Genomic DNA, 7,400 nt, shown 5'->3' with positions numbered 1-7,400 from the left:
CCGTTACTCAGGCTTCATCACAAATAGTGATTCAATTGAGGTCGTTTTTGTTCCAGAAATACCGCTAGTAATTTCACGCGACCAGATGCAATCAAAATCCCCCGGCGCGGTGTATTCACTAACAAACACCGTGCAGCGGTTCGATAATTCACGCACCCAATACCAGAACTCAGCCGTATTAAATGCATCACGGTATTGCCGGGTGTTCGCATAGGGCGGGTCGCAGTAGACGACTGCACCATCCGGTATGTTCAGTTCTTTATAATCAGTGCACAACAATTGCACCCCATCCAGATCACCTATCTGTCGTTGAATATTGTTGATAGCCTCCAATTGGTAATCACGAACGCGCCCGGATTTGACCCGCCCGACTCCCACGTACCCATCGAACCACTTACCCGCGTAACTACAGTTAAACCCCACCCAGCCTGTTAGATGTGGGATTTCATTCTGGTTGTTCTTTACCGCGTAGTACTGCTCTCGCGATATTTGCCCCGGAGGTTGCCAGCCAGATAACAACGCTCTCCACATTTCAATCAAATATTCGTGGCTGTCGGCAGCAATAATGGGGCCATTGTGTTTGGTATTGATATGACTCACCATATTCATGCCGCCTGCAAATGGCGCAACATATTTTGCGATACGGGATTTACTTCCCATGTATTTCACTGCTCCGCCTCCCTCTTTGTTGGTGCAGTCAGACAATAAATAGGTACCGTTACCGGAATTCCGGTATCGAATGAATATCAAATAGTTAGGATTGCAAAATAAAAAAAGGCCGCATTAAGCAGCCTTGGATACATGCCATGCCAGCCATTAGCCAGATAGTAACTATGGTCTGAGAACGGGGAACATGGGCTTTCAACAATACCGCCATCCAGACGGTAGCCTGAGTGGACGCACCTTAAACAGGTCTTAATGCCTCTCGAAGAGGAGCTGGAGTTACAGTAGTGAGAAATATTTACCGCTCAGAAGAGCAGCATTAAATTTCCTCACCCGCTCTTCCCGTTCTTTTTTCGACAGCTTTTTTGGTTCTCTCTCTGAATACGGCATGGCTCTTGCCGCATCAGCACGAGCTGGATATTTAGAAGTGTTCATACTCATCACACCATTCGAATTCGTCTTTCATGAGGGTGATCTCTTTTTCGCTGAAAATCAGATTAACCTATTGATTCATCTGGCATATAGGGGTGTTCTCTAACCCCGATCGAAGTGTTGACCAAGTCACCCAAAAAACAATATAACATATTGATTTAACAGTGATGTTAGGTTCTGCCCGACCATGATCGAGTTGAGTTGTAAACTCTAAGTTGACTACGGGTAGAAACGAAAAAGCCCCGCGAGTGCGAGGCTCTTTAACTGCAACATTCATAATATTATAATCATCATGCCGGATATAGTAATTCGCCGGTTTTCAGGTATAAAGAAAGCTAACTTGTTAATAATGAAAGGTAAAAAATTGAATATCAAAGTAAGGCTATTAATTGCATTTGTTTTAGGGGTGGCGTCGATTATTTATGGCGTAACATATTTTACAGATGAAAAAGAAGTCACACGAATCCCTAGAATTATTTATCCGTTCTATGAGAATTTTGGTAATGCTGGGTTAGGCTCGGCTCTTATCATCTGCGGAATATTTATCATTTTTTATTCTATTTTCGCATACAAAAAAACAAGATAACTCAACTGGCACCTCAGATAATTGAGGTGCATTTACTTAATACCAATAAAAAACCCCGCCGGAGCGAGGTATGAAATTAATAAGCTGTGTGACATTGCTATCACTCTTATCACAATATACTGTCTTTTGTAATTACGCAACCTGATTGATGATTTCTTTTTGTCCGCATTTATCCCGCTCCAAAGTTACCCCGGATACCGCTAGTACACCGTCAATAAATCCCTCTGCCGCCTGTAACCGTTTTGCAACTTCGTTATGAGAAATACCTAGCTTTGTGCCCATTGCTCTCAATGGCAGTGCTTTAATATAATGCAGTACGATCAGTTGGTACGAATAAGGATTATGCTTCTTCAACCGCAGAACCGCCGCATCGATAGCGAATCCATCATCATCACAACATTGGGCGCGGGTCTTTCGGGTACTGGGAACCAGACCTTTAAATCCTGCCGCAATGGGCGACCAGTCAACGTCACTGTTCCCCTCACTGGCCCATGCGCCCCACTGATTGAGTATTATCCGCATATCACGCATTCACACACTCCCCCACCAGATTCAGGATAATCCTGTCGGTCAGCTCACGATCATGGAACCGTTCTTCGGACAAGGTGCGAAGTTCCAACAGTATGCCCGTAAAGCCATTGATTTTCTGACGGTATAATTTACGTAATTTTCTCATAATGCCTCCAATGGCCTGCCAAAAAGAAAATTTTTACCCGTTTGATGTTGTCTCAAAACCCCGGTTTGTTGTCTCATGTTGTCTCAATTTAAAAACTAAAATAATTAAAATTCATACAGTTAATAAAAATGAGACAACCGAGACAACTGAGACAACAGGTTTTAGCCCTCACATGAGAAGATCAGACTTCTTCGTCTGATTCAGGCACTAACACCATGATGTAAGCCCGTTGCTGAATGCCCCCCAGATGCTTAAGACGGGGTGTCTTGCCCTGATAGCTCCTTCCACTGGCCGGCTTTTTGAGGATGTCGCTTTTCACTAACGTGTCTGCGAACATATCTACGTTAAAACCCCGGGCGATCTCCTGCTTAAAAGTGGCGGGTAAGGTATAGAAAATCATCGGATCATTATCATGAAGGCCTTTCTTTTCCCGATACCCGGCCAAATCCCGAATCGGTAAGTCCCGCTCATCATAGGGCAGAGGGGCATAGCGGCTCATGCCATGGGCGTTAAGAAATGAAACGGCCTGCTCGACAATCTGTTCAAATTCTTTATTGCCGGTCCCAAACTCCGCCACCCAAACATTAAAGATATATTGCAACACATCGCGGCAATCCTGCGTTTTCCAGCCGGTCACTGTCCGCCCCAGTATTAAAGCGGCTTCCAGCACCGCAAAGCGATCGCTGACCCTTTGGACCTGTTCACCGTAACTTTCCGGTATCAGCTTGCTCCACCGTGATTGCGCATCGATATAAGCCTGTTTTGCTGCTCCTTGATGGGTTGTCAGGTATTCAATCCACGCCCGCCCTGCGGCGCCGTGGTGTTCACGACAGCCCCGCTTTAAGGCGTCGGCGTGTGCCTTGCCATTTTCCAAGCCGTGCAGGGTGTGAGATCTTTCCATCGGAATATTCAGCAACCGGACCAATTGTCCGGCATTCACTTTTATCCCGGCCTCCATTAAGAACGTAGGAATGTCTTTTTCACCGGTACTGATTGCCACGGTTCGCCAGCTGGCCAAAGGACGGTTACCGCCTTCTTTTGCCCCCTGTATTTTCCCCTTGCCGTTAAACAGGGTATAGGCTGAGGTATGGACATGTTTAGGGTTCGCGCCCTGGCCTACCTCATCCAGTGACAGCAGCCCGTCATTGTGGGCCAGCGCTTCGTTGGCTATCCCCAGCGCCGTGCCATACCACGTTAACCGTTGATCATCCGCCTTGCCGTACAGACTGGTGGCGATATCGGCGGTTGTGGTTTTCCCGGCGGTCGATTGGGCATACAGATGCACACCAAACCCATCCGCCCCCACAATGCCTATCATCGGTGCCGCTAGAGCCGTCGCCACCCCCAGCATCATAAACGGGTTATGGTTAGCCAGCCGCGCCACATGCTCACGCCAGCTTTCCGTTGTCCCTGATACGGTGTAGGCATGGGCCGCAGCGCTGCCCCCGTTAAATAAAACAGGCTGCTCAGGCACACCAATCACCGAGCCATCCGGCATAATATAAGCCCCTTTATGCCAGCCAGATTTTGCCGTGATGCTCCAGATTTCTTGGGTGTGACTTCGGATCAGCCAGTCAGCTAAAATCGCCCTGAGATTGCTTTTTGTGGTCACCTGCACCCCGCCCGCTTTCAGCAATCGCCAGCCTTCGCGCTCACCAATATCGGCTGACGCAATCGCTTTGATGACGGGGTCTTTACTGCCTTTCGCCTGCCAGCGGGTAATCAGGTATTGCTCATCATTTTCATCAATGCCCGTGCCGATAACTTCCAGCGGGGAACACAGCCATTGTTCAGGTTTAATGATTTCGCCGGTTTCCTTGTCTAATTTCGGTGTCACGTAAAAAATGCCCTGGGGGCGAACGTCAATAAACGGGATCAGCGGATCGCGCACTTTCTCACGGTGTTCATCCCAATTCATCACAACAGACTCTGACGCTGACTTTTTCTCTCCCACCTGATATAACCCGTTACTGAATGCCTGCCTGGCTGCCTCGGTACCGTGCTGCTGGCGATAATCGTCCCAGTCGGCCTTATATTCTGTTGGCGGTAATGCGATCCACCCGTCAATAGCCTTAGCGGTCTTCTCCGCTGCAATCTTGCCCACGCTCTTCTTGGGCTTGCCTTTATCGTCCAGTTCTCCGGGTTCGTGCCAGTCATTGTCGGCGGCAAGGATGATTTTTGCTGTAGGCCACCGTTCCCTGACCTGTTTAGTACTACAGCCGTAATCATCCCAAAATTAACGTGTTATCTGATAATCAATAAACTGAGAAACCGTATCATTTCAAGCTGTTCTACGGGCATATTTCCGATTGAGAAAAACAAATACGGCTGTAGTATTAGCCACAGTCGTTAAATTGCCTTCATCAATCGCAGCCAGTACCAAGCCCTCACACAATTGGCTCACCGTTAAGGCGGTTGCATACCCCTCAGCAATGATGATCGTGTCCGGCGTTCCGGTGATTGCCGATAAGGGGATAAAACTCCCCTTTTTCTGCGTACCAGAGACAAGACGCTTATCACTGTTCGGCTTGATGATTTGAGCACCGGTGATTGTGCCGTCCAGCGTCTGAGTGACCAGCAACAAAGAGCCGTCTTTCAGTAACCGCTGATCGGGGCATTGCAGCCCCTTTTTCGTCAGATAATCAGATTGCCCGGCAGTGGATTGAGCCACCAGCTTGTTCACTTTCTCAGTTATCGGTTGAGCCTCTGATTTCAGAACCTCCTTTCTGGTAGGCTGGGGTTCAGACAAGGGAAGCAACAGCGCATCAGCAGCCACCTTAGCCGCTTCAATTACCGTGATACCTTTAGCTTTCGAGAGTAAATCAAAACCGTCTCCGTGGTTCGGGTGTTCACACTGGCGACAATGCCAGTTGCCGTCCCCGTGGTCGTCTATAAAGTGAAAGCGATCATTACCGCCGCAAATGGGGCAAGCGCCATGCTTACCCTTTGCTGGAACATCCACCCCACAGGCAGACAACAAACCTTGCCATTGATTTTGTGCCGCTGCTTTCACCGAACGAATATCAATATGACTTACCATTTCGGAAATCCCTCGCGGTGATGGATTTCAAACTGAGCATTTTGTTCCGTATCGTTCAGCGCTTCGGCGATCCTCGGCAAATACATCAATGCTTCACCGATACGGCGTAAATCTTCCCTTGCCTGACGATTGTCATAGTTTTCATTGTCGGTTGACCAGAAAGCCAGTTCCCCCATTGCGGACATCGCTGCCATCACTGCACTGTGCGCGCCATCGGAATGCTTACGCAGATCTTTCAGTTCCTCAGTGTCCATAGCGCTAAAGTTATTTTTTACCAAGTGGTTATAGATATCAGACATAATCAGGCTCTCCCTGCGTAGGTGTATTCTTTAGTGAAACGGCTTAAGGGCATGATGATCGGGCTTTGATAACCATCACGGACAAAGGTCACGCGATTAAAGGCCACTGACAGTACCTGTACGGTTTCCCCGTTCTTATGGGTGTAATAGTCATGGGGTCCGGGGTTACGCATGATTCGCCCCCTGAACGGTAGGCATATCGCTACAGTGGGAAGTGTTATCAATAGCTTCCTCACCTGCGATTACTTCAATCAGAAATACAGCAATATCGCCGGATAGCTTCGCCATCAGTGAAGACATAACGGATATTTCACTGCCCTGTATTTGATGAGGGTATGACTCAATAAGCTGATTAATAAATTCGAGTTGCTGCGCCTTTTCAGCGGCTTGATGAATAGTGATAGGCTGGCTCATGCGGACACCCCCTGACGGGAAACAAATACCAGATTAGATTTGCCTGCCAGTAAACGAGCTTCACCTTCACAGTCCGCCAGAACAGTGATAAGGCGCACGGGGTGAATATCCACCAGCCGTTGAGTACCCGATGCAATTAGGAATGTAAATTTAAGGCGAGTTTGGTTATGCTGTGGTGTATCCATAGCGTAAGACTCCTTTACGTTTTTGGTTAGAGGCCCGGTTAGTGTTCGCGCACTACTGGGCTTCGCTGTTTGTATACCTTGAACCCTCAAGGTGTGTTTCAAATTACATTTATATGAAATACACGTCAAGGCTTTTTTGTATTTCTTTTTTGTGTATAATGTAACACACCAATTGTAAGGAGTTTCATTAATGCCAACACCAAACAAAAATGCAAAGTCACAGTTAACTACCGTTCGTGTACCGCATGATGTAATAGAGGAAATGGGAGCAGTAAAACAAGGCAATGAAAGCAATGCTGGGTTTATTATTACTGCGATGCGTGGAGAAATAGCTCGCCGCCAAAGTGAGAGCAACTGTAAAGATCCACTACTCTCATCCCTTGATGCCCTTGCTCGTATCGAAGAAATCGGTACAAAAGCCAATGAAGAAATAAGATTACTTATCAGTGTTGCGCAGGAAGAGCTCCAGCAACGCAAATCCAAAGCATCATCTGAGCAATAACTAACCGACCGACAATAAGTCCGGTGGTTAACCAAGGCAAGATTATTGACGTGGTTCACTCCCCCTCTTAAAGATGGTAAGCTCTTAAGCTGTTGTAATTCCTCGTAAACCAGATTTGGATTACGGATAACTAATTGATTCAACCTGTAAAGCAAATGTGCTTTACGCCAAAGGGTAGCATTCGCCGTGCTATCCTTTTCTTTTTGTGCCTGACTAAATGACGATCGCAAAGTTTGTGAGTCAGTATTACTAATGCTCAAATTATGACCAGACTGCAAATATGCAGCTTGACTACATTTCAATGGGTTAGGTAACTGACCCGAAATAATCGGGTACCCTAAAGTATGACCAGACGCCAAATATGGCGTCTGAATGTTTTTCAACGGGTTATTGAGGTGTCCGAAAATATTCGCATACCCATCAGCGAAATATTTCTCCGATTGGAACTGAGCGAAAAGTTTCGCTGAGTGACAAGCCAAAGTGAGGACCACGGCAATAGGACTCCTTAAACTAAAGGAATTCCTATAGTTAATTTTTCCCCGACTTGAGGTTAATTGTTCAATATTTGGTCTTTGATTCCCCCGTTTTGGGGGAACAGAGAGT

At 47.0% G+C, this 7,400-nt stretch carries 9 protein-coding genes and 2 pseudogenes; 1 reads left to right on the top strand and 10 read right to left on the bottom strand.

What is annotated here, in order from left to right; all coding sequences use genetic code 11:
* Positions 1-3: 3 nt before the first annotated feature.
* The 10 genes and pseudogenes from Xvie_RS19090 to Xvie_RS21785 all read right to left on the bottom strand — a co-directional run bounded on the left by Xvie_RS19090 (position 4) and on the right by Xvie_RS21785 (position 6,295).
* Complete coding sequence (locus tag Xvie_RS19090; RefSeq protein ID WP_086110718.1) at positions 4-660, bottom strand: DNA adenine methylase; 657 nt, start codon at positions 658-660, stop codon at positions 4-6.
* Positions 661-942: 282 nt separating this feature from the next.
* On the bottom strand, positions 943-1,098 hold the full coding sequence (locus Xvie_RS21795; RefSeq protein ID WP_167376325.1) for a hypothetical protein: 156 nt from the start codon (positions 1,096-1,098) through the stop codon (positions 943-945).
* A 715-nt stretch (positions 1,099-1,813) separates the two neighbouring features.
* Complete coding sequence (locus Xvie_RS19080) at positions 1,814-2,212, bottom strand: antiterminator Q family protein (RefSeq protein WP_086110716.1); 399 nt, start codon at positions 2,210-2,212, stop codon at positions 1,814-1,816.
* A complete protein-coding gene (locus tag Xvie_RS21790) occupies positions 2,205-2,357 on the bottom strand; it encodes a hypothetical protein (protein WP_167376323.1) in 153 nt (50 codons plus the stop codon). The genes Xvie_RS19080 and Xvie_RS21790 overlap by 8 nt, the downstream gene beginning before the upstream one ends.
* 181 nt (positions 2,358-2,538) lie before the next feature.
* Positions 2,539-4,542, bottom strand: a pseudogene (locus Xvie_RS19075) (TOPRIM and DUF927 domain-containing protein); the annotation flags it as partial.
* 153 nt (positions 4,543-4,695) lie between these two features.
* Positions 4,696-5,397 (bottom strand): annotated as a pseudogene (locus Xvie_RS19070) (primase-helicase zinc-binding domain-containing protein); the annotation flags it as partial.
* Positions 5,391-5,696, bottom strand: a complete 306-nt coding sequence (locus Xvie_RS19065) for a hypothetical protein (RefSeq protein WP_086110714.1) — start codon at positions 5,694-5,696, stop codon at positions 5,391-5,393. The gene Xvie_RS19065 and the pseudogene Xvie_RS19070, both read right to left, overlap by 7 nt.
* A gap of 2 nt (positions 5,697-5,698) precedes the next feature.
* Positions 5,699-5,869 (bottom strand): DUF4222 domain-containing protein, encoded by a 171-nt coding sequence (locus tag Xvie_RS19060; protein WP_086110713.1) that lies wholly within the window; start codon positions 5,867-5,869, stop codon positions 5,699-5,701.
* Positions 5,862-6,110, bottom strand: coding sequence for a hypothetical protein (locus Xvie_RS19055; protein WP_086110712.1), 249 nt, complete (start codon positions 6,108-6,110; stop codon positions 5,862-5,864). Before Xvie_RS19055 ends, Xvie_RS19060 begins: the two co-directional genes overlap by 8 nt.
* Positions 6,107-6,295 carry a hypothetical protein gene (locus Xvie_RS21785; RefSeq protein WP_086110711.1) on the bottom strand — a complete coding sequence of 63 codons (189 nt, stop codon included), beginning with the start codon at positions 6,293-6,295 and terminating at the stop codon, positions 6,107-6,109. Before Xvie_RS21785 ends, Xvie_RS19055 begins: the two co-directional genes overlap by 4 nt.
* A gap of 190 nt (positions 6,296-6,485) precedes the next feature.
* Here Xvie_RS21785 and Xvie_RS21780 point away from each other — a divergent pair, with 190 nt between their 5' ends.
* Positions 6,486-6,797, top strand: a complete 312-nt coding sequence (locus tag Xvie_RS21780; RefSeq protein ID WP_086110710.1) for a YlcI/YnfO family protein — start codon at positions 6,486-6,488, stop codon at positions 6,795-6,797.
* The last annotated feature ends 603 nt before the right edge of the window (positions 6,798-7,400 follow it).

This window comes from Xenorhabdus vietnamensis, from assembly GCF_002127535.1.
Lineage (GTDB): Bacteria > Pseudomonadota > Gammaproteobacteria > Enterobacterales > Enterobacteriaceae > Xenorhabdus > Xenorhabdus vietnamensis.
The sequence above is the reverse complement of the archived record's forward strand: the minus strand, read 5'-3'. Positions and strand labels throughout refer to the sequence as shown.